General features: G+C 70.8%; 22 protein-coding genes. 11 read left to right on the top strand and 11 right to left on the bottom strand.

From position 1 onward, the window contains the following. Positions 1-64: 64 nt before the first annotated feature. On the bottom strand, positions 65-1885 hold the full coding sequence (gene thiC / locus ABEB07_RS07525) for a phosphomethylpyrimidine synthase ThiC (RefSeq protein ID WP_345667528.1): 1821 nt from the start codon (positions 1883-1885) through the stop codon (positions 65-67). Positions 1886-2125: 240 nt separating this feature from the next. On the opposite strand from thiC, the gene ABEB07_RS07520 reads away from it, so the two are divergent. Next, entirely contained in the window at positions 2126-3538 is a 1413-nt protein-coding gene (locus tag ABEB07_RS07520) for a YibE/F family protein (RefSeq protein WP_345667527.1), read from the top strand. Between the two features lie 91 nt (positions 3539-3629). Here ABEB07_RS07520 and ABEB07_RS07515 read toward each other — a convergent pair whose 3' ends face one another. The 4 genes from ABEB07_RS07515 to ABEB07_RS07500 form a co-directional block, all read right to left on the bottom strand. Continuing rightward, positions 3630-4067, bottom strand: a complete 438-nt coding sequence (locus ABEB07_RS07515; RefSeq protein WP_164585215.1) for an SsgA family sporulation/cell division regulator — start codon at positions 4065-4067, stop codon at positions 3630-3632. 98 nt (positions 4068-4165) lie between these two features. Further along, on the bottom strand, positions 4166-4996 hold the full coding sequence (locus ABEB07_RS07510) for an IclR family transcriptional regulator (RefSeq protein WP_345667526.1): 831 nt from the start codon (positions 4994-4996) through the stop codon (positions 4166-4168). Positions 4997-5274: 278 nt separating this feature from the next. After that, positions 5275-5481, bottom strand: a complete 207-nt coding sequence (locus ABEB07_RS07505) for a DUF5326 family protein (protein WP_164585200.1) — start codon at positions 5479-5481, stop codon at positions 5275-5277. A gap of 144 nt (positions 5482-5625) precedes the next feature. After that, positions 5626-5943, bottom strand: coding sequence for a cupin domain-containing protein (locus ABEB07_RS07500; protein ID WP_176149687.1), 318 nt, complete (start codon positions 5941-5943; stop codon positions 5626-5628). A gap of 47 nt (positions 5944-5990) precedes the next feature. On the opposite strand from ABEB07_RS07500, the gene ABEB07_RS07495 reads away from it, so the two are divergent. The 5 genes from ABEB07_RS07495 (at position 5991) to ABEB07_RS07475 (ending at position 10468) form a co-directional block, all read left to right on the top strand. Continuing rightward, positions 5991-6368 (top strand): phage holin family protein, encoded by a 378-nt coding sequence (locus tag ABEB07_RS07495; protein ID WP_176149688.1) that lies wholly within the window; start codon positions 5991-5993, stop codon positions 6366-6368. Between the two features lie 99 nt (positions 6369-6467). Next, the gene (locus tag ABEB07_RS07490; protein WP_345667525.1) at positions 6468-7676 is read left to right on the top strand and encodes a cystathionine gamma-lyase; all 1209 of its coding nucleotides are present in this window, start codon (positions 6468-6470) and stop codon (positions 7674-7676) included. 273 nt (positions 7677-7949) lie between these two features. Next, positions 7950-8855, top strand: a complete 906-nt coding sequence (locus ABEB07_RS07485) for a LysR family transcriptional regulator (protein WP_345667523.1) — start codon at positions 7950-7952, stop codon at positions 8853-8855. Between the two features lie 95 nt (positions 8856-8950). After that, positions 8951-9433 carry an NUDIX domain-containing protein gene (locus ABEB07_RS07480; protein ID WP_164585205.1) on the top strand — a complete coding sequence of 161 codons (483 nt, stop codon included), beginning with the start codon at positions 8951-8953 and terminating at the stop codon, positions 9431-9433. A 168-nt stretch (positions 9434-9601) separates the two neighbouring features. After that, complete coding sequence (locus tag ABEB07_RS07475; protein ID WP_345667522.1) at positions 9602-10468, top strand: GNAT family N-acetyltransferase; 867 nt, start codon at positions 9602-9604, stop codon at positions 10466-10468. Positions 10469-10545: 77 nt separating this feature from the next. Here the strand turns inward: ABEB07_RS07475 and ABEB07_RS07470 are convergent, their stop codons facing one another. Both ABEB07_RS07470 and ABEB07_RS07465 read right to left on the bottom strand, forming a co-directional pair. Next, positions 10546-10968 carry a GlcG/HbpS family heme-binding protein gene (locus ABEB07_RS07470; protein ID WP_176149693.1) on the bottom strand — a complete coding sequence of 141 codons (423 nt, stop codon included), beginning with the start codon at positions 10966-10968 and terminating at the stop codon, positions 10546-10548. 136 nt (positions 10969-11104) lie between these two features. Then, complete coding sequence (locus ABEB07_RS07465; RefSeq protein WP_345667521.1) at positions 11105-12313, bottom strand: MFS transporter; 1209 nt, start codon at positions 12311-12313, stop codon at positions 11105-11107. Between the two features lie 139 nt (positions 12314-12452). On the opposite strand from ABEB07_RS07465, the gene ABEB07_RS07460 reads away from it, so the two are divergent. Next, positions 12453-12917, top strand: a complete 465-nt coding sequence (locus tag ABEB07_RS07460; RefSeq protein WP_176149695.1) for a MarR family winged helix-turn-helix transcriptional regulator — start codon at positions 12453-12455, stop codon at positions 12915-12917. Positions 12918-12964: 47 nt separating this feature from the next. Continuing rightward, entirely contained in the window at positions 12965-13417 is a 453-nt protein-coding gene (locus ABEB07_RS07455; RefSeq protein ID WP_345667520.1) for a GNAT family N-acetyltransferase, read from the top strand. A gap of 98 nt (positions 13418-13515) precedes the next feature. On the opposite strand, the gene ABEB07_RS07450 is transcribed toward ABEB07_RS07455, so the two are convergent. After that, the gene (locus tag ABEB07_RS07450) at positions 13516-14901 is read right to left on the bottom strand and encodes a serine hydrolase domain-containing protein (RefSeq protein WP_345667519.1); all 1386 of its coding nucleotides are present in this window, start codon (positions 14899-14901) and stop codon (positions 13516-13518) included. A 307-nt stretch (positions 14902-15208) separates the two neighbouring features. Continuing rightward, on the bottom strand, positions 15209-15790 hold the full coding sequence (locus ABEB07_RS07445; RefSeq protein ID WP_345667518.1) for a winged helix-turn-helix domain-containing protein: 582 nt from the start codon (positions 15788-15790) through the stop codon (positions 15209-15211). Between the two features lie 114 nt (positions 15791-15904). Between ABEB07_RS07445 and def the strand changes: the two genes are divergently transcribed. Continuing rightward, positions 15905-16567: a peptide deformylase gene (def, locus tag ABEB07_RS07440; RefSeq protein WP_345667517.1), complete on the top strand. Its 663-nt coding sequence runs from the start codon at positions 15905-15907 to the stop codon at positions 16565-16567. Here the strand turns inward: def and ABEB07_RS07435 are convergent. Continuing rightward, entirely contained in the window at positions 16542-16778 is a 237-nt protein-coding gene (locus ABEB07_RS07435; protein WP_345667515.1) for a LysR family transcriptional regulator, read from the bottom strand. The genes def and ABEB07_RS07435 overlap by 26 nt on opposite strands. Positions 16779-16966: 188 nt before the next feature. Between ABEB07_RS07435 and ABEB07_RS07430 the strand changes: the two genes are divergently transcribed. Together ABEB07_RS07430 and ABEB07_RS07425 are read left to right on the top strand one after the other, a co-directional pair. Next, positions 16967-17782 (top strand): hypothetical protein, encoded by an 816-nt coding sequence (locus ABEB07_RS07430; protein ID WP_345667514.1) that lies wholly within the window; start codon positions 16967-16969, stop codon positions 17780-17782. 337 nt (positions 17783-18119) lie between these two features. Beyond that, positions 18120-18590: a hypothetical protein gene (locus ABEB07_RS07425; RefSeq protein WP_345667513.1), complete on the top strand. Its 471-nt coding sequence runs from the start codon at positions 18120-18122 to the stop codon at positions 18588-18590. Positions 18591-18604: 14 nt separating this feature from the next. On the opposite strand, the gene ABEB07_RS07420 is transcribed toward ABEB07_RS07425, so the two are convergent. Further along, positions 18605-19117 (bottom strand): TniQ family protein, encoded by a 513-nt coding sequence (locus ABEB07_RS07420; protein WP_345667584.1) that lies wholly within the window; start codon positions 19115-19117, stop codon positions 18605-18607. Between the last annotated feature and the right edge of the window lie 157 nt (positions 19118-19274).

The raw sequence follows: 19274 nt of genomic DNA, 5'->3' as shown, positions 1-19274 counted from the left end.
CGGCCGGCTGTGCGGCCACCCGGGGGCCCCGGGCCCCCGGGCGCCGCCCGGCCCCGTGCCGCGCTCACTCGGCCAGCGGCAGGTACACCCGGTTCCCGCTCGCGGCGAACTCCTTCGACTTCTGCAGCATGCCTTCGGCGACCTCCTCGGCGGAGACCCCGTCCGCCGCCTTGCCGCCGAACCGTTCCGTGATGCTCTGGCTGATCTTCATCGAGCAGAACTTCGGACCGCACATCGAGCAGAAGTGCGCCGTCTTGGCCGGCTCCGCCGGAAGCGTCTCGTCATGGAACTCCCGTGCCGTGTCCGGGTCGAGCGCCAGATTGAACTGGTCCTCCCACCGGAATTCGAAGCGGGCGTCGGACAGTGCGTCGTCCCACTCCTGCGCGCCCGGGTGCCCCTTGGCGAGGTCCGCCGCGTGCGCGGCGATCTTGTAGGTGATCACGCCGGTCTTGACGTCGTCCCGGTTGGGCAGTCCCAGGTGCTCCTTGGGCGTGACGTAGCAGAGCATCGCCGTGCCCCACCACGCGATCATCGCCGCGCCGATGCCGGAGGTGATGTGGTCGTACGCCGGAGCGACGTCCGTCGTCAGCGGACCGAGCGTGTAGAACGGGGCCTCGTCGCAGATCTCCTGCTGGAGGTCGATGTTCTCCTTGATCTTGTGCATCGGGACGTGTCCCGGGCCCTCGATCATGGTCTGCACGTCGAACCGCTGCGCGATCCGGTTGAGTTCCCCGAGCGTCCGCAGCTCCGCGAACTGCGCCGCGTCGTTGGCGTCCGCGATCGAGCCCGGCCTCAGGCCGTCGCCGAGGGAGTACGTGACGTCGTAAGCGGCGAGGATTTCGCAGAGCTCCTCGAAGTTCTCGTACAGGAACGACTCCTGGTGGTGCGCGAGACACCACGCCGCCATGATCGAGCCGCCGCGCGAGACGATGCCCGTCTTGCGGTTCGCCGTCAGCGGTACGTACGCCAGCCGCACACCGGCGTGGACCGTCATGTAGTCCACCCCCTGCTCGGCCTGCTCGATGACCGTGTCCTTGTAGATCTCCCAGGTCAGCTCCTCGGCCCGGCCGTCGACCTTCTCCAGGGCCTGGTAGAGCGGAACCGTCCCGATGGGCACGGGGGAGTTGCGCAGCACCCACTCCCGGGTGGTGTGGATGTTGCGGCCGGTGGAGAGGTCCATGACCGTGTCGGCGCCCCAGCGGGTCGCCCAGGTCATCTTCTCGACCTCCTCCTCGATGGAGGAGGTCACCGCGGAGTTGCCGATGTTGGCGTTGACCTTCACCAGGAATCGCTTGCCGATGATCATCGGTTCGATCTCCGGGTGGTTCACGTTGGCCGGCAGCACCGCGCGGCCCGCCGCGATCTCCTCGCGGACGACCTCGGGAGCGACGTTCTCCCGGACCGCCACGAACTCCATCTCCGGCGTGATCTCCCCGCGCCGCGCGTAGGCGAGCTGGGTCACCGCCCCGCCGCGGCCCCGGCGGGGCTGGCGCGGCCGGCCCGGGAACACCGCGTCGAGGTTGCGCAGACCGCCGCGCGGCGAGGTGTGCTTGATGCCGTCGTCCTCGGGACGGACGGGACGGCCCGCGTACTCCTCGGTGTCGCCGCGGGCGATGATCCAGTTCTCCCGCAACGGCGACAGGCCCCTGCGGACGTCGGTCTCCACGAGTGGATCGGTGTACGGGCCCGACGTGTCGTACAACGTGACCGACTGCCCGTTGGTGAGGTGCACTTGACGGACCGGCACGCGCAGATCGGGGCGTGAGCCCTCGACGTACGCCTTGTGCCAGCCGATGGACTCGCCGGCCTCCCCGCGAGGAGCGGACTGCTCCCCGTCGCTGGACAACTGCGTGGAGGCAGGCGTGCGTGCGTCCTTGTTGGTCATGAGACCTACTCCCTACGCCGGCATTACCCGGTAACAGGTTCGGCGGTCGACGCAGCGGTTCCCGTCCGGCAGGTTTCACGTGAAACACCGTTGGTTCCACGTGAAACACCGCGAAGACGAAGGTCAGCGCCCTCTCAGCCCGGTGCTCCGAGCTCCCGCGTGTGCAAAGGTGCCTCCACGCTAGCGTCATCTGTGGCGCGGTGAACAGTGGGCCTCCGCCCTTCTTGCGATGATCGGGCGGTGACCACGACACAGCAGTTCCCCCATCCGCCGCCCGAACCGGGGCGCGGAGCCTCCGGCGAGCACGGGCATCAGCACGGCCCGCAGCAGGGCCACGGACAGGCGCACAGCCACGGCCACAGCCACAGCCATGGCCCGGCGACTCCCGTCTCCAAGCACCTGCGCAAGGTCATCGCCGCGATCCTCATCCCGTTCGCCGCGGCGGTGCTCGTCGGTCTCGCCGTCCTGTGGCCCGGTGGCGCCCCCTCGCACCAGCGCACCGGCGTGGGCTTCGACCGGCAGACCCAGCAGGCCACGGTCACCCAGGTGGTGGCGGTCAGCTGCAAGGCGGTGAACACCTCCGGGGACGCCCCGACCGGCGACACCTCCACCGCCGAGGGCGCCTCCGCGCAGGCGCAGGCCACCGGCGACTGCAAGAAGGCCACGGTGCGGGTCGACACCGGCCACGACAAGGGCCGGACGTTCACCGAGATCGTGCAGCCCGACCAGTCGCGCCAGCTCCACCAGGGCGAGAAGGTGGTGGTCGCCTATGAGCCCTCCGCGCCCAGGGAACTCCAGTACTCGGTCACCGACGTCAACCGGCGTCTCCCGGTGGCGCTGCTCGCGGGCGTCTTCGCACTCGCCGTCGTGGTCGTCGGGCGGTTGCGGGGCGTCATGGCGCTGGTCGCCCTGGCCATCAGCTTCCTGGTGCTGAACCTGTTCATCCTGCCCGCGATACTGCAGGGCTCGAACCCGCTGGTCGTGGCCGTGGTCGGGGCGAGCGCCATCATGCTGATCGCCCTGTACATGTGTCACGGCCTGTCCGCACGGACGTCGGTGGCGGTGCTCGGCACCCTGATCTCCCTGGTGCTGATCGGCCTTCTGGGCTCGCTGTTCATCGGCTGGGCCGCGCTCACCGGCAACACCGACGACAACACCGGGCTGATCCATGGCCTGTATCCGTCGATCGACATGAGCGGCCTGATGCTGGCCGGCGTCATCATCGGTTCGCTCGGCGTCCTCGACGATGTGACGGTGACCCAGACCTCCGCGGTCTGGGAGCTGCACGAGGCCAATCCGACGATGGGCTGGCGCGGGCTGTACCGGGCGGGCATCCGCATCGGGCGCGACCACATCGCGTCCGTGGTCAACACCCTCGTCCTCGCCTACGCGGGCGCCGCGCTGCCGCTGCTGCTGCTCTTCTCCATCGCGCAGAGCAGTGTGGGGACCGTCGCCAACAGTGAGCTGGTGGCCGAGGAGATCGTCCGTACGCTGGTGGGCTCCATCGGCCTGGTGGCCTCGGTGCCGGTCACCACGGCGCTCGCCGCGCTGGTGGTCTCGGCCGACCGACCGGCGCCGGCCGGGAGCGGCGGAGTCGGCCCCGGCGTCCCGGCGCCGGCACGTGGCGGCCGAGGCAGGCGCCGCAAGCGCTGACCGGACGTCGTGAGCGGCGGTGCGGCGCTCCGCACCACCGGCGGGAGCGGCGACGTGTCCCTCCGCCGTCAGCACCCCCTGCCGAAACGCTTCAGCCCGCGCTCTGCTCCTCCGCGAGGATGCGGTCCAGCGCCTCGTCGAGATGGGTGTCGAAGTCGGCCAGCGCGCCCTCCTGCCCCAGCGGCACCAGCTTGTCCGTACGGTCGAGGAACGCCACGAGCGGCGCGGTGGAGGAGCGGAACAACGCCCGGTCCGGACCGACCTGAAGCCGGATCAGGACCTCGCTCAGGGAGTCGCTGTCGGCCGGCGAGATCCGCACATCGCCGTCCCCGCACGGCGCCCCCACCCCGTCGATCAGCAGCTCCCGGCCGAAGGCCCAGGTCACCGGGGCATCGCCGGGCAGATGGAAAGTCAGCCGCACGGCATAGGGATCACAGGTCTCGTACCGCAGTTCCACCGGAATGCGGAAAGAGAGCTCCTCGGACACGAGAAAGCTCATCATGACCTCTGCCTGTACGGACTCGCGCATTGCTACCCCGTCATCTGCCGTCGACTGGCCGGGAATCATCCAAGTGTCACTTGAGGCATCTTGCTGAACGTACACGCCGGATCACAAGGAGTGAGTTTTCAGATACTGATAGCGAGCGCCAGAGAGCCGGCGCTGCGCCCCACCTCGTGCTGCAACTGCCGTGCGGCGGAGGGCAACCGGTCGGCCTGGTGTGCGGGGAGCGACAGCGCCACGGTGCAGGCCGTCGTGCCCACGGTGATGGGCACCGCGGCGCAGACCGTCCCCAGCGCGTATTCCTGCCGCTCCGTCACCGGTTCCATGCGCCCGACCCGTTCGACCCGGCGCAGCAGCGCGTGACCGTCACGGACCGTGTACGGCGTGAGGGACCGCGCGGGATGCCGGGCGAGGTGGTCGCGGCGGGCGTCCTCGTCCAGCTGCGAGAGCAGGCACTGCCCGACCGCGTGCGCGTGCCCGGTCTCCCGGAAGTCGGCCCACTCCTCGACCGCCGGACAGGCCGGGGCGTCGGCCACGCACAGGACGTCGATCTCGCCGTCCCGGTACATCGCGTAGTACACCGGCGCACCGATCGAATCCCGCCATCGTCCGAGCGTGTCGGCGATCGTGCCGCGACGTTTCTGCGCGGCTCCGCTGCTGCTCAGCCGCTCGGCCGCCTCGCCGAGGAAGAACAGCCCCTTGTCGCGGTGCAGATAGCCCTCGTGGACCAGGGTGCGCAGCAGGTGGTAGGCGGTGGGCAGGGCGAGACCCGTCTCGCGCGCCAGCTGCTTGGCGGTGGCTCCGTGCGGGTGCCCCGCGACGGTTTCCAGCAGCCGCATCGCGCGCTGGACCGATCCGATGAGCGTCTGGGCCGTACGGGCGGGCGGCTGCTCCGGCACCCGCGGGCGGGCCCGGTCCGCCTCGGGGGTGGAACGCGGCTGCGCCGGCAGCGCCATGGCGCGGGACGGTGTCCCGAGAGCGGAGGGTGCGGGCCGGGGTGCGGGCCGTTCTGCGGGTGCGGTGTCAACCGTGGCCAAGGGTCACTCCCGGAGCGCGTGGGGGCAGCCCGTGCGGGGAAACACGGGTGGGGGGCGCCGCCCGCGGGGGCCGGCCCCCGCGACGATCTCCGGACCTTATCCGCCTGCCACCGGTCAGGGACGGCTTGCCGGGGAAACTTCCCTCCCGCGAGGGAACCGGTGCGTCGTGTTACCGGTCACCGGTGTCCCCGGGGCGCTCACCAGTCGCTGCGCGAGCTCGCCATGAACTTCCGCACGATGTAGATCAGTCCGCCGACCAGGGCGACGCAGATCAGCAGCTTGAAGAGCAGGTAGATCACGAAGTGGACCACGCTCGCTATCAGCCCGCCGAACACGACCAGGGCGATGACCGGCACCGCGACCCACTTCACCCACCACGGCAGCCCCGCGAAGATCTCTCGCATTGCCCTCGTCCCTACCTCTCGCCCGTGCTCGCCGGGCCCGTCGATGTCCTGCACTCGATGCTAGGGCCGACGAAGGGCCTGACGGGGGCTCCGCATCCCTTGTCCTCCCCTGACCGATCCCCTAGGGAACCCGGAGAGAACGCCTCAGGCTTCCGGGGGAGAGAACACCACCAGGACCCGCAGGTCCTCGCTGATGTGGTGGAACTTGTGGGCGACCCCGGCCGGCACGTACACCACGCTGCCGCGCGCCACCTCGGTCGTCTCCAGGCCCACCGTGATCGCAGCCCGGCCGCTCACGACGAAGTACACCTCGTCCTGACCGTGCGGCTGCTGCGGGTCGTGCTCGCCCGCGTCGAGCGCGTACAGCCCGACCGACATGTTCCGCTCCCGCAGGAACTGAAGGTAGGCGCCCTCGTTGGCGGCTCGCTCCGCCTCCAGTTCGTCCAGCCGGAATGCCTTCATCGCCTCGCCCGTGTCCGTAGTCGATCTCGTCTGCCACGATCAGACACATGAAGAATTTCGTAGTCAAGACGATCGCCAACGCGGGTGCTCTGGCGGTCGCCGTCTGGCTGCTCGACAAGATCACCCTGACCGGCGACAGCACCGCCAAGGAGGCCGGCACGCTGATCGTGGTGGCCTTGGTCTTCGGTCTGGTGAACTTCCTGGTCAAGCCGGTGCTGAAGGTGCTGACCCTCCCGCTGTTCATCCTCACGCTCGGTCTCATCACCCTGGTCGTGAACGCGCTGATGCTGCTGCTGACCTCCTGGGTGTGCGGCAAGCTCCAGCTCAGCTTCCACGTCGAGGGCTTCTGGACCGCCGTCCTCGGCGGCCTCGTCGTCTCGGTCGTCTCCTGGGCGCTGCACATGGTCCTGCCGGACGAGGACTGAGCGACCCGGCCGCACGACGCGGCCACCGGGCTCTGAGAGGGTGGGAGCGGCGGGCCGGGGCCCGCGGGCACGACGACAGCAGGCGAAAGGACGGGCGGCATGGGCGACTCCGCTGCGGACGGCACGAACGGCACCGGGCGGGGCACCGGTCTTCCGGCGGGCGACGGCACCGGGCGGGACACCGGTCTCCCGGCGGGCGACGGCACGCGCGCGGTGCGGGCCGGACTTCCCGAACCGGTCAAGCACGAGCCGACCCTCCCCGGCCCGGTCTTCGCCGCCCACTTCCACCTGCCGGGCGAGCCGACGGGCCCGTACACCTACGGCCGGGACGAGAACCCGACCTGGACGCTGCTCGAACAGGCCATCGGCGAGCTGGAGTCGCCCGGTCAGGACGTGCGGACGCTGGTGTTCGCCTCCGGCATGGCGGCCATCTCCGCGGTGCTCTTCTCCCAGCTGCGCGCCGGCGACGCCGTGGTCCTGCCCGACGACGGCTACCAGGCGCTTCCCCTGGCGCGCGCCCAGCTGGAGGCCTTCGGCGTCGAGGTACGCACCGCCCCGACCGGCGGGGACGCCCAGCTCGACGTGCTGGACGGCGCCCGGCTGCTGTGGATCGAGTCCCCGTCCAACCCCGGGCTGGACGTGTGCGACATCCGGCGGCTGGTCGAGGCCGCCCACGCGCGGGGCGCCCTGGTCGCCGTCGACAACACCCTCGCGACGCCGCTGGGACAGCGGCCGCTGGAGCTCGGCGCGGACTTCTCGGTGGCCAGCGGCACCAAGCAGCTCACCGGGCACGGCGACGTCCTGCTCGGCTACGTCGCCGGCCGGGACGGTGAGGCCATGGCGGGCGTGCGGCGCTGGCGCAAGATCGTCGGCGCGATCCCGGGTCCGATGGAGGCCTGGCTCGCGCACCGTTCGATCGCCACCCTGCACCTGCGCGTCGAGCGGCAGAACGCCTCGGCCCTGGCCCTGGCCGAGGTGCTGCGCGGACGCCCGGAGGTGACCGGGCTGCGTTACCCGGGGCTCGCCGACGACCCCTCGCACGCGGTCGCCTCGCGGCAGATGCGGCGCTTCGGCTGCGTGGTCTCCTTCACGCTGCCCACGCGCGTGCGGGCCGAGCGCTTCCTCGACGCGCTGCGGTTCGTGGACGACGCCACCAGCTTCGGCGGCGTGCGCTCCACGGCCGAGCGGCGCGGGCGCTGGGGCGGGGACGCGGTGCCGGAGGGCTTCATCCGGCTGTCCGTCGGCGCCGAGGACCCGGCGGACCTGGTGGCGGACGTGCTGCGGGCGCTGGACGAATCGGCGCGCTGACCGCTTCGGCGTGGCCGGCCCGACGGCCGGCGCCGCGCGGCGGGCCCGGTGTCCGGCGCGGCGGGCCCGGTGTCCGGCGCGGCGGGCGGTCCGAGCCTCCCCCCTCGTGGCTCGGACCGCCTTCGGTTCCATGGGTGAAGAACCGTGCGCACCAGGCTAGTTGACTCTTTGTCAGTGTCCAATCACGGTAGCGACAGGGGCCTATCGACATATTTATAGTTGAGTGCGGCCGGTGAGCAGGGGGCACGGGGTGCCGCGAGCGAAGGGCGGACTGTGGATCTGGCGTTGCTGCGTACGTTCGTGACCGTGCACCGGGCGGGTTCCTTCACCCGGGCGGCAGCGCTGCTCGGCCTGTCCCAGCCGGCCGTCACCTCGCAGATCCGCACCCTGGAACGGCAGCTCGGCCGCCCCCTGTTCCTGCGCCAGGCCCGCGGTGTCACACCGACCTCCATCGGCGACGAGCTCGCCCACAAGGCCGCGCCGCACCTCGACGCCCTGGTGGAGATCACCGAGTCGGGCCTCGACGACGAGTCCTCGTTACGCACGCTGCACCTGGCCGGACCGCCCGAGTTCACGGCGGAACGGGCGCTGCCCGCGCTGACCGAGCTAACCGGTGAGGACGGACAGGGCTTCGCGCTGCGCGCCTCGTTCGGGACCGCGGAGGAGGTGCTGGACGGGCTGTCCGCCGGGCACCACGACCTCGCCATCGCGACGGCCCGGCCACGCGGCGGACTGCTCACGGCGGCTCCGCTCTGCGACGAGGAGCACGTCCTGGTCGCGGCCCCCCGCTGGGCCGAGGAGGCGGGGCCCGTGCAGCCGGGGGCCAAGGGCGTGGCAGCTCTGAGGAACGTCCCCGTGATCGAGGTTCACGAGTCGCTGCCCTTCGTGTTCCGCTACTGGGCCTCGGTCTTCGATTCCCGGCCCGCTGTGGCCGGTGCGGTGATCGTGCCCGATCTGCGTGCGGTGCTCGCCTGCGCGGCGGCCGGGGCCGGGCTCGCGGTGTTGCCCCGCTATCTGTGCGCCGACGCCCTGGCGCGGGGGGAGGTGGTGGCCCTCCACGAGCCGGCGGTGCCGCCGCTGCGCACGTACTTCCTGGTGGTGCGCACCGGGACGCTGGCCATGCCGCACATCGCGCGGGCCCACGAGTGGCTGCTGCGGACGGCCCCTCGCTGGTGCTGAGGTCTCTCTCGGGCTCCTACGGGCCTCGCCGGGCGAACGCACGTGGTGGCGATCCACGATGTTTCACGTGGAACAAGCTGGGCCACATTTCTCCCATGACCGTCCGACCCGTGGTCAAGCGCACCGCCCGTGCCGTTCTCCTCGACGGCGACGACTTCGTCCTGATCAAGCGCACCAAGCCCGGTGTCGATCCCTACTGGGTCACTCCCGGTGGCGGGGTCGAGCCGGGGGACACCACCGTCGTCGACGCCCTGCACCGGGAGGTGCACGAGGAGCTCGGCGCCAAGATCAGCGATGTGGTGCCCTGCTTCGTGGACACCGTGGAGCACATCGGAGCGGACGGCGGCGCGACCGGTGTGAAGGTGCAGCACTTCTTCGTCTGCCGCCTGGAGTCGATGGACCCCTCCCAGCGGCACGGACCCGAGATGGAGGAGCCCGCGGGGGAGTACGAGATCGTGCGGGTGCCGTTCACCCGCGTCGGCATCGCCTCCGTCCACCTCGTCCCGCTGTCGCTCCGGCACTATCTGGACGGGAACATCGAGGGCGTCCTGGCCCTGCACGCTCCGGACCTCGGCTGACGGCCGTACCGGCGCGCCCCGGTCCCGCGGTTCGCGGGGCGGTGTTTCACGTGAAACGCCCGGCAGCCGTCGGGGCGCTGTACATCCGGTCACGGCATGACCAAAAGCACGCACCTCTCGGCGGAAACGGCTGGACGCCGACGGCACCCGTCGGACAGCCTGACCAGCGTGTCGACTCCTTCCCCCGCCGCCCTGCCCATCCGCCGCCTGACGCTCCGCGATCTCACCGCCTGCGCAGACCTGTCCGAGAACCGGGGGTGGCAGCGCGAGGAGCACAAATGGGGGCTCCTGCTCACCGCCGGGAAGGCCTACGGCATCGACGACCCCGACGGCGGGCTCGTGGCCGCCTGCGTGGTCACCGAGTACGGCGCACAGGGCCGCCCGGACCTGGCCGCCGTCGGCATGGTCCTGGTCGCCCAACGGCACGCCCGCCAGGGCGTCGGACGCCGCCTGATGGGTCACGTCCTCTCGCTGGCGGGCCCCACGCCGCTGACCCTGCACGCGACGCCCTACGGCCGCCCCCTGTACGAGGAACTCGGCTTCAAGATCACCGGGCGGGCGGAGATGGTGGTCGGCCGCTTCGTCCCGGACGGGACACCGTCCGCCGTCGCCACGCGGGCGGCCACCGCCGAGGACCTTACCGGCATCATCGGGCTGGACGAGGAGGTGTTCGGCGCCGACCGCACCCCCCTCATCACCCGGCTGCCCGCGTTCTCCGACCATCTCCTGGTCGCGGAGGACGGCGGCCGGATCATCGGGTACACGGCTGCCTGGCCCAACATGGACACCCATGTCGTCGGCCCGCTGATCGCCCGCGACACGGAGACCGCCAAGGCCCTCGTCACCGCCGTCGCCGCCCGTACCGACCGCCCGCTGCGCACCGACATCGACGCGCGCCACGAGGAGCTGCTGTCCTGGGCGCAACAGCGCGGGCTGGCCTCCGTCTTCTCCAACTCCGTCATGACCTACGGCATCCCGGAGCTGCCCGGCGACTGGACCCGGCGCTTCGCTCCGCTGACCGTGGCGGCGGGCTGAGGACACCGGACCCACACGGCACGTGAACGCCGGCCCCGCGGTGTCCGCGGGGCCGGCGTCGTCACACCGGGGGCTGGTCAGGCGATGCTCTCCAGCGCGGTGACGGCGAAGCCGTGGTCCTGCTCCGGCGCGCCGCCGCCGACGCCGACGGCGCCGATCAGCCGGCCCGCACGCCGTACGGGCACCCCGCCCGCGATGAACAGCAGCGGCCGGTCGAGCGCGGTGGGCAGGGTGTGGAAGGGGGCTCCCGGCTGCACGGCGGTCACGAGGTCGGCGGTGGCGGCGTCCAGTTGCAGGGCCGTGTAGGCCTTGCGGGTGCTGGTCTCCCCCGAGATCAGGACGGCGCGGTCGTCCCGGCGGAAGGCGAGCAGATGCCCGCCCGCGTCCAGCACGGTGACGCTGACCGCGACGCCGGCGTCCTCCGCCGCCTGTCGGGCGGCGGCGACGAGCGCCTCGGCGTCCTGGGTGGTCAGCGGGGCTACGGCAGTGGTGGTGCTCATGCGGGGGTTCTCCTCAAGAGGGGTGCGGTGGGGGGTGGGTCGGTCGACAGCGGTCGGGGCGGCCGACGGTGGATGGGGCGGGGGCCGCCTCCGGCGGCCGTGCGGCCGCGGTGCGGTGCCGGAGGCGGTCGCCTGCTCAGTGCCGGACGGCGATCGGCCGGTCGGTGGCGTCGACGGCATCGAAGGCCGTGCTCGGGGCGCTGTCCCGGCGTTCCAGGGCGGCGGAGAGGAGGGCGAGGACCAGGGCCCCCGCGGCGAGGGCCGCGCCGACCCAGTTGGGCGCCGTGTAACCGAGGCCGGCCGCGATGACGAGGCCGCCCAGCCAGGCGGACAGCGCGTTGCCGAGGTTGAAGGCGCCGATGTTGAGGGCCGAGGCCAGCGTCGGGGCGCCGTGTGCCTGGTCCAGGACGCGCTTTTGCAGGGGCGGCACGGTCGCGAATCCCAGGGCGCCGATCAGGACGATGGTCGCGGCCGCCGCGAACCGGTTGTGAGCGGTGACCGTGAAGAGGGCGAGCACCACGGCCAGGGCGCTCAGGGAGACGTACAGCATCGGCATCAGGGCCCGGTCGGCGAACTTGCCGCCGACGAGGTTCCCGGCCACCATGCCGAGCCCGAACAGGACCAGCAGCCAGGTGACCGAGCCGTCGGAGAAACCGGCGACGTGGGTCATCATCGGCGCGATGTAGGTGATGGCCGCAAAGACACCGCCGAAGCCGAGCACGGTCATCGCCATGGCCAGCAGGACCTGGGCGTTCTTCAGGGCGGCCAGCTCGTGCCGCAGGTGCACACCCTCGGGCCTGGGCAGATCGGGCACCAGCTTGGCGATGCCGGCCAGGCCGATCACGCCGAGGGCGGCGACGAGGGCGAAGGTGACGCGCCATCCGGCGGACTGCCCGACCAGGGTGCCGAGCGGAACGCCCACGACGTTGGCGACCGTCAGGCCGGTGAACATCATCGCGATGGCGCCGGCCCGCTTGTGCGGCGCGACGAGTTCGGCCGCGACCACGGAGCCGATGCCGAAGAAGGCGCCGTGGGCCAGTGAGGCGACCACACGGCCGATCAGCATGACGGAGAACGCGGGGGCCATCGCCGAGAGCAGGTTCCCGGCGATGAACAGTCCCATCAGCAGCATCAGCATGCGCTTGCGGGAGATCTTCGTGCCGAGCACGGTCATCAGCGGAGCGCCGAGCATGACGCCCAGCGCGTAGCCGGTCACAAGGAGACCGGCCGTGGGGATGGAGACCCCGAAGTCGCTCGCGACCTCGGGGAGCAGCCCCATGATCACGAACTCGGTCGTACCGATTCCGAAGGCCCCGATCGCGAGGGCCAGAAGCGCGAGAGGCATGGAGGGACTACCTTCCCAAAGATTGCAAGTGCGCTCTACGTGCTCACACAATAGTTGCATGCGCGGGTTAAATGCAATCGCCGTCTATTGCGGCACTGCCCTATCCTGGACGCAGTCCCACGGGATGGAGGAAAGGTTCATGACTGCGACGGACCCCGCACTCACCGCGCTCGCCCAAGGCTGGTGCGCCCTGTCCCTGCTGCACGGGAGGATCGAGGCGCACATCGAGCGCGCCCTGCAGACGGGCCACGACCTGAGCGTGCGCGAGTACTCCCTGCTCGACGTGCTCAGCCGGCAGCACGACGGTGAGGGCGGCCATCTCCAGATGAAGCAGGTCGCCGACGCGGTCGTCCTCAGCCAGAGCGCCACCACCCGGCTCGTCACCCGGCTTGAGGACCGGGGGCTGCTGGAGCGCTACCTGTGCCCCACCGACCGCCGTGGCATCTACACCAACGTCACCGAAGCCGGGCTCGCGCTCCTGGAGGAGGCCCGGCCGACCAACGACGCCGCCCTGCGGGAGGCGCTGGACGAGGCCGCCGAGAAGCCGGAGCTGGCCCCGCTGGTCCGGGTCGTCGAATCGCTGCACGCACCCGCTCCCGCGTGACACCGCGCGGTCCGCATGGCCCGCGCGGCCCGCGTAGGGTGCCGGGCATGGGAGATCTTGAAATACGCGCCGCTGTCGCCGACGACATTCCCTCCATCGTCGGCATGCTCGCCGACGATCCGCTGGGCGCGCGGCGGGAGTCGCCGGACGACCTCACGCCGTACCTGTCCGCCCTGGACAGGCTCCGCGCCGACCCGAACCAGCGGCTGGTGGTCGCCGTGCGCGAGGGCCGGGTCATCGGCACCCTCCAGCTGTCGATCATTCCCGGGCTGTCCCGGCGCGGCGCGATCCGGTCGATCATCGAAGCCGTGCGCATCCACGCCGACGAGCGCGGCAGCGGCCTGGGCACCAGGCTCATCGAGTGGGCGATCGAGGAATCCCGGCGTGCGGGCTGCCAGTTGGTGCAGCTGACGTCGGACAAGTCGCGCACCGACGCCCACCGCTTCTACGAGCGCCTGGGCTTCGAGGCCTCCCACGTGGGCTTCAAGATGACCCTCTGATCGGTGCCGGGCCCTGCTGGGGGGGCGCGTTTCACGTGAAACACCCCCAGCAGGGAGACGCCGGGCACCCCCGGGCAGGCCGCGCGGGCTCCGAAGCCCTACGCGATGCCCCGCCACCCCCGCGGGTCCACTCCGCCGGGCACCGAGGCCCCCTCCTCGTACGGCTGGCGCGTGAACACGAACGATCCGAGGTCCAGGTGGTCCACGGAGCCGTCGGCCCGCCGTACGGGCACCAGCGGCTCCCCCGCGTAGTAGCCCTCAAGACCCGTCCAGGTTCCGTCGCCGTTCGGCCTGAACCGGGAGCGGCGGCCGTTGCCGCTCAGCGGCTCCAGGGAGACGAGCCCGTCGGCGCCCAGCCGCAGCCCGAAGCCGGACGTCCCCCAGTACCACTGCCCCACCAGTTCCAGCGCCGCCGGATCGGCCTCCCGCGCCGGCCGCCACGGCTCCGGGATGCGCGGCTCGGCGTCGGCGACGATGCGGACGAGATCCGCGCCCACCGCCACCGGTGACACCCCGGAGGTGCAGTTGACCAGCACGACGGCGGACACGTCGTCCTCGGCCGCGATGGTCAGCGAGGCGACGAAGCCCGGCAGCGAACCCGAGTGCCCCACGAGCAGCCGCTCGCCCGACCGTCGCAGCTCCAGTCCCAGACCGTAGGCGTACCCGGCCACCACGTCCGGTTCCTGCGGCGGGGCCGCGGGGGTGCGCATCTCCCGCAGCGATCCGGCGCTCAGGACCCGCTCGTCGCCCTGGACGAGGAAGGCCGCGAAGCGGGCCAGGTCCCCCGTGGTGGACCACAGCTGCCCGGCCGGCGCCATCCGGCCGAGGTCCTCGGCGGGCTCGGGCAGCAGCACGTCGGCCCAGGGATGCACCGCCCAGCCACCCGCGTGCGGCGCCTGCGGCTGCCCGCTGGTGCGGTGCAGGTCCAGCGGTTCGAGCACCTCCCGGCGCAGCACGTCCTCCCAGGGTGCGCCCCGCAGCCTCTCCACCAGCGCGCCCAGCAGCGTGTAGCCGGGATTGGAGTAGTGGAACCGCCGGCCGACCGGGTGCCGCAGCGGCTGTTCGCCCAGCACGTCGGAGAGTTCGGGACGCAGGCTGCCGGGGGTGCGTTCCCACCAGGGCGCGGGCGACTCCGCTGCCAGCCCGCCGGTGTGCGCCAGCAGGTCGGCGATCGTGGCCTCCCCGGCATCGGTGCCGGGCAGGTGCTTCTCCAGCGGGTCGCCGAGATCGAGCAGTCCCTCGTCCCGCAGCCGCAGCACGAGCACGGCGGTGAAGGTCTTGGTGATCGATCCGATGCGGTACTGAGTGTTCTCGTCCGGCGCGTGTCCGGCCACCGAGGTGCGCGCACCGTGCCAGACGGCGCGCCCGCCCCGCACGACCGCCGCGACGAGCGACGGGGCGCGCCCTTCGGCCTGTGCCACGGCGATCCGGTGGAGCAGGGCCCGGCGGGTGCCGGGGAGCAGCTCATCCTGAGGTGTCGTCATGCCCCCAGTCCACCCCGTGCTCCGGTGCGCGTCGAGCGCATTTCCCAGCGCGCGACCGCGAGTCGCGGCGATGGCCCGACGCCTTTCCGCGCGCAGGCCGCCGGCCCGGTGTCGCCCTGAGGCCCGTGCCGGCCGCCGGCCCGGTGTCGCCCGGAGGCCCCACGGCGGGACTGTAGGCTCTCAGCTTCTGTGTCATGCAGCGTCGCGGTGACCTGGACGTTTTCAGGCTGTCTCACGTCGTGTCATCTGCCTGCTGTCTCAGCGTCGTGTCATTTCCTCAAGTGAGTGCGGAACGGCCGACCATTCCTCAGTCCTGGTCCGCGCCGTCTGCTGTGGGGGGAAGCAGGGGGAACAGTCGGGTGATGAGGGCCACCGGTCGAGCGCCGTCGGGCCGGGCCAGGGGGCGTTGTTCGCGGTCCTGGTAGGGCGCGAGGGCCCGTCGGATCACGTCCGCGACCCGGCTCATCTCTTCGGGTGTCAGGTAGGCGACGGCACTGAAGGCTTCGTCGTGACGCCATTCGGCCGGCGCCTCGTCTCGCTGAGCCAGCCATCGCTGCCAGCTCTCGTCCTCCAGCCCGCGGGCCAGGTCGCCGATCTGCTCCTCCGCCATGGGAGCGTCGGCAGCGGGTGGGTGCTGCCTCAGACGCCAGGGACGTGCGCGGCCCCCGCGGTGGGGGGCCTCTTCGATGTATCCGTGGCGTGCGAGCTGCCGTAGGTGGAACGAACAGAGGCCAGAGCTGTAACCCAGCCGGGAGGCGGCTTCGGTCGCCGTGACGGTGCCGACTTCGGCGAGCAGGTCCAGCAGGGCTGTGCGGACTTCGTGCTCGCGCAATTCTTCGCCGGTGTCGGCTGTCTGGTCGTCCGGGATGTTGACGTCATCTTCAGTCACTTTGCAAAGTCTGCTACTTTGCAAAGAGCTTGGCAAGCAGTAATCCTGCGGAAGGGCAATCAGCTGCGGTGACCTCCGCTGCCCATCTGTGGCGTGCGCAAAAGGGAGACATTCATGTCTGTTCGTCACGAGCGGTCACGTTCCGTCGACCGACGAGTCCGGGTGCAAGGCCGCCCGGTGGACACCTATCCGGCTCTGCCGCCAGAGGCAGGACGGGGTTCGGTTCGCAGGGTCACGGTGATCGGTGAGGAGGTGCTGAGCCGTCCATGCCGGGAGGTGACCGAGTTCGGGACTCCGGAGTTGTCGGCGTTAATCGACGACATGTTCCTGACCATGTATGTAGCCGACGGAGCCGGCCTGGCTGCCAACCAGGTGGGCGTTGACCTGCGCCTGTTCGTGTATGACTGTCCGGACGACTATGGGATCCGGCATGTCGGTCACATCATCAACCCGGTTCTGGACCTGCCCGATCCGGGTAGCCGCCGGCTCATTGACGACTTCGAGGGCTGTCTGTCGGTGCCCGGTGCAGGCATGGCGGTTCCCCGCACCGATCGTGCTGTCGCCCGTGGGTTCGACAAGGATGGCAACCCTCTCGTCATCGAGGGGCTGGGGTACTTCGCTCGGTGTCTGCAGCACGAGACCGATCACCTCGTGGGCCGTACGTATCTTGATCGGCTCTCCAAGCGGGACCGCAAGGACGCGTTGCGGCAGATGGAAGACCGCCGGGAGGACGTCTTCGCCCAACGCGCGATCAAGGCCGCCCGCCTGGGCCAATGAGACGCTTGGCAGCAGCGGCCACTTTTCTGCCGAAGGGAGTGGGCCGCATCTTGCGGCCCCGTTCAGTACGTTCGATCAAGGGTCGGCCCAGGTCCCTTTCGAGCCGGTTGATCTGGGTTGTCAGTGTCGATTGGTGAATGCCGAGGGCTCGGGCGGCTTCGGTGACGGTGGGGCAGGGCGGCAGCGAAGCGTTCGAGTCGCTGCCGGGCATTTGGGCTGGTCAGGGCGGCGCGCAGGATGGCGGGAGCATCTGTGGCCAGCTCGGGGGCACGGAGGGCAGTGTGGTGGCTGGCTCCGCCGCGTGGCCGGAGGGGGGATGTTGTGGGTGTGGGCCCAGCGGGCCATGTTCGCGGTGCTCATGCCGGTTTCGCGGGCGAGGTCTGGCAGAGTTCGGCAGCGGTGGATGTACTGCTCCATGAGCCAGTCCCGTTCGACGGTGCCGCGGCGTTCGTAGTCCTGTGGGCCCTCGCGGAGGGGGATGCCGTACTCCTTGGCAAGGTCGGTCAGCACTCTGCGGGAGAAGCCTGTGAGGGTGGCGATCTGCTGGAGAGACTGGTGTTCGTCGAGGTAGAGCTGAGTGAATCGCTCTTCCGGCACGGTTTGCCGGGCTTGCTGCCGGATGCGGCCGGTGGCTCTGGCGGCGTTCTTCGTCAACGGGGTTGCGGGGGCTGGGTGTTCGTCGAGGACATGCCGGATGGCCTCGACGGTTGTGTCCAGGACCTGAGCGGCGTGCTGAACGGGGTGCTGGCGTTCTCGGACGAGCTGGTGCAGACGAGGCAGGTCGATGTGCGCCGGGTCGGGTCCGGGAAGGGAGAGCCCGGCCAGCAGGGCGGTGGGAGGCTGCCAAGTCACGGGCTCGTCATGGATGTGGTGCCAGGCCAGGAATGCAAGGGCTTCCTGCTGGAGGGCGTGTGCGAGCTCCGGGGTCTGAAGCGCGGTGAAGTGCATGGATGTCGCCCGGAACTCTGCGCTGTCGAGCCCACCCAGTTCGTCGGGAACAGTCTCGGCAGGCAAGCCGCTGAGACGTTGGAAGAGCTGGCTGTGGGCGATACGTTCGCGCCGTCCGGTCCCCGACGGTGTTCCGGTGCGGCGGCAGATCTTCAGCCAGCGGTCGTGGGGAAGCAGGCCAGCGTAGTCCAGGAGTCGGCGCCGGCCGTAGTCGATGGGGGGTGCCGTCGGCGTCGAGGTGGTCGGCAAGTCGGTCCAAGGCCGTGACGATGCCTGGCCATTGCGGAAGGTCGTCCAGTTCCTGAAGGAGGCGTGAGATCTCGATGCCGTCGATGGCGTCGCCGACCAGCCGGGCAGCCTGGTCCAAGGAGGTGCGGCTGTCGGGGATCAGCAACAGGGCTGCGAGGACGGGAGCCAGGGCCCGTCCGTGGATTCCCTCAGGTGGTGTGAGCCGGACCGTCCAGGATGGCCAGAACGTCGTCGGGATCTTCCTGGCTCGCTGCTCGATGTCCCGAGTGGTCCTTGCTGGTCTGCGGGGAGCCTCGGTCATAGTGCGGTAGCGAAGGTGCTCGCTGGGGCGGAAGGAAGGAGCGAGGGCGGCCAGGTGAACGGACTGCAGCACTGGGCTGATGCCCCGGCCCCAGTCGTCGATGCTGGTCGCCGAGATCTGGGTGAGTTCCTCGCGTACTGCTTCCAGCAGGCCCCGCAGGGCCTCGCCGACCGGATGGATTCCTGGCTGCTCCAGGATGCCCAGGGCCATAGTGACCGCGACCGCGGCATCCACGGCTCGGGGCGGGGCCATGAACCCCGGTCGATCCGCCGCCTGTTCGGTGCGCGGGACGACCGGATCGGTGGCGAGGTGCACTTCTGCGATGTCGGCCTGCATCCGTTGACGCAGGACAGCAGCGGGAAGGTCGCTCAGGACGCGAATGCCCAGGGCCCGGATGTCGGCCAGCACCGCCAGTGCCGACTGGGGAACAGTCCGGTAGGGGCCGAAGGCCACCGTTGCCCCGTCGATGATCTCCATCACCCGGTCCTGCGCCAGGAGAACCGGATGGCTTGGAGGCAGGAGTAGCGTCGAAGTGCGGGTCAGATCGGTGCCGCAGCCAGCCGTGATCGGGCCGCCAGGGCGGACCGGCGGATTGCCGCAGAGTTCCGGTTGGGGGACGGACCGGCCTGAACGGGGTCACTGCCGCGGAACCTGCCCGCAGTGCGGGCAGCGATCCGCCAGCAGGCAGCGGTGCCGGGTGCAGGCGAAGGAGAAGCCGAGCCTCCAGGACAACTGCCAGCGTCCACCGCTGAGTGAAGACACTCCGGGCAGAACCGAGATCCCCGGCCGCGTCCCCAAAGGACATGCCGCGACACGGCCCGCCCTCCGGCACTCATCTGCAGAGCCCGTCCGTCGTAGTGCGCCAGGGTCAGGGAAGTGACCGCCTCCCGGGCCGTCCCGGTGGCGTGCGCGACGGCAGCGGTCAACCGTCCGTCGAGGAAGATCGTCCAGTCCGCCGGGATGCCCCGGAACTGGTTTCCGGCCCGCTGCCGGACCGGGAAACCGAAGTGCAGCAGGACATCACCGAGTGTGGTGTCCATCCGCCTGGCCATCGCCTCCAAACAGGAGTCTAGGGCCTCACCCGGCACGGGCAGCAGCCGGATCGGCACGGTCCGGACCGACGTCCTCATGCGGCTCGTCGGCCTCGGGGCCGGGGACGGCTGGTCAGCCGCTTCTTCTCCAGCGCGGCCTGAAGTTCGAGGCGGGCCG

This window comes from Streptomyces similanensis (genome assembly GCF_039543625.1).
GTDB lineage: Bacteria > Actinomycetota > Actinomycetes > Streptomycetales > Streptomycetaceae > Streptomyces > Streptomyces similanensis.
The sequence above is the reverse complement of the archived record's forward strand: the minus strand, read 5'-3'. Positions and strand labels throughout refer to the sequence as shown.

Coding starts and splice junctions, on each gene's coding strand:
- ABEB07_RS07465 (WP_345667521.1), bottom strand. CDS start 12,313: ATGCCTCTCGCGCTTCTGGCCCTCGCGATCGGGGCCTTCGGAATCGGT.
- ABEB07_RS07420 (WP_345667584.1), bottom strand. CDS start 19,117: ATGGCCAGGCGGATGGACACCACACTCGGTGATGTCCTGCTGCACTTC.
- ABEB07_RS07470 (WP_176149693.1), bottom strand. CDS start 10,968: ATGAGCACCACCACTGCCGTAGCCCCGCTGACCACCCAGGACGCCGAG.
- thiC (WP_345667528.1), bottom strand. CDS start 1,885: ATGACCAACAAGGACGCACGCACGCCTGCCTCCACGCAGTTGTCCAGC.
- ABEB07_RS07460 (WP_176149695.1), top strand. CDS start 12,453: ATGACTGCGACGGACCCCGCACTCACCGCGCTCGCCCAAGGCTGGTGC.
- ABEB07_RS07505 (WP_164585200.1), bottom strand. CDS start 5,481: ATGCGAGAGATCTTCGCGGGGCTGCCGTGGTGGGTGAAGTGGGTCGCG.
- ABEB07_RS07435 (WP_345667515.1), bottom strand. CDS start 16,778: ATGCCCGGCAGCGACTCGAACGCTTCGCTGCCGCCCTGCCCCACCGTC.
- ABEB07_RS07490 (WP_345667525.1), top strand. CDS start 6,468: ATGGGCGACTCCGCTGCGGACGGCACGAACGGCACCGGGCGGGGCACC.
- ABEB07_RS07450 (WP_345667519.1), bottom strand. CDS start 14,901: ATGACGACACCTCAGGATGAGCTGCTCCCCGGCACCCGCCGGGCCCTG.
- ABEB07_RS07500 (WP_176149687.1), bottom strand. CDS start 5,943: ATGAAGGCATTCCGGCTGGACGAACTGGAGGCGGAGCGAGCCGCCAAC.
- ABEB07_RS07455 (WP_345667520.1), top strand. CDS start 12,965: ATGGGAGATCTTGAAATACGCGCCGCTGTCGCCGACGACATTCCCTCC.
- ABEB07_RS07495 (WP_176149688.1), top strand. CDS start 5,991: ATGAAGAATTTCGTAGTCAAGACGATCGCCAACGCGGGTGCTCTGGCG.
- def (WP_345667517.1), top strand. CDS start 15,905: ATGTCTGTTCGTCACGAGCGGTCACGTTCCGTCGACCGACGAGTCCGG.
- ABEB07_RS07515 (WP_164585215.1), bottom strand. CDS start 4,067: ATGCGCGAGTCCGTACAGGCAGAGGTCATGATGAGCTTTCTCGTGTCC.
- ABEB07_RS07510 (WP_345667526.1), bottom strand. CDS start 4,996: ATGGCGCTGCCGGCGCAGCCGCGTTCCACCCCCGAGGCGGACCGGGCC.
- ABEB07_RS07480 (WP_164585205.1), top strand. CDS start 8,951: ATGACCGTCCGACCCGTGGTCAAGCGCACCGCCCGTGCCGTTCTCCTC.